General features: G+C 32.5%; 1 protein-coding gene. It reads right to left on the bottom strand.

The features are described 5' to 3' along the window. Window positions 1-224: 224 nt before the first annotated feature. Entirely contained in the window at window positions 225-785 is a 561-nt protein-coding gene (locus tag M4I21_RS18480) for a hypothetical protein (RefSeq protein WP_249560704.1), read from the bottom strand. Window positions 786-914: the final 129 nt, after the last annotated feature.

The following is a 914-nucleotide window of genomic DNA, read 5'->3' as shown; positions in this document are numbered from 1 at the left end:
GGTCAAGTTTATTTTCTTGTCCAAAACTTACAATTCCGATTAAGGTCAATATGATTACTAATGCTTTTTTCAAATGTTGGGTAACGTTTTTGTATAAGAAAAGTTGCGTGGTTTAAGCACTAAAGTTAGCAAATAAATCACGGATAGAAAGTCCGCGAGGACTTTCGTAAATTGGCTTTTACCAGCAATTTTTTTTATACGGTGTTAGGTGTAGTTTTTTATTTTCAGTTTCTTATGGTTATTCTTTTTGTCCAAGTTTTCGACCGCTTATCTCCTTCAAATAGAGAAATTATTACTTCTCCTTCTCTTTGAAATACTAATTCCATATCCGCAGAACCGGATTCTGCATCGAACTCCTGTCTTCCTCCATTTTCAGGTTCATATGTTTTCGCTGTCCAATTTCGTATTCTTCCAATTGAAAAAACCCAAGATGCATCATTATCTTGTTTATGAACTATTTTTGGTCCTTTTAATTCTATTAGTAATTTTTCATTTTTAGGAATAATGGCTGTTAAGGAAACTTTCTCACCTTTCTTGATACTTAATATTGAATTTGCAAGTATATTTCTGCCATTTTTCCCCATTTCAGGATACTTAAACTCATCGATAACATCAGCTAAAGGATTTTCTTGTTTTTGTTTTCCTCTTTCTTTTAATATTTCTATTCTCTCCTTATAAAATAGAGTTGCAAAACCCCAACCTGCAGCAAAAAAGATTGTTGCAATTGAAACTACTTTCCAAATATTTTCAATAATCCAATCCCAGTTTTCTTTTATAAAATCCATATTAATATTTCGATTTGTAGAACATTTTTTTAATTACACCTAACGGCTCGGCTATGATTAGTGCGGGGCGGAAATCCGTTTGATTTCCAGCTACGCACAAAGCAAAACCTTATGGTTTTGTGTTTTTCT

Source organism: Cellulophaga sp. 20_2_10 (assembly GCF_023476645.1).
Lineage (GTDB): Bacteria > Bacteroidota > Bacteroidia > Flavobacteriales > Flavobacteriaceae > Cellulophaga.
Note: the sequence above shows the minus strand (reverse complement) of the source record. Positions and strands in the feature narration are given on the sequence as shown.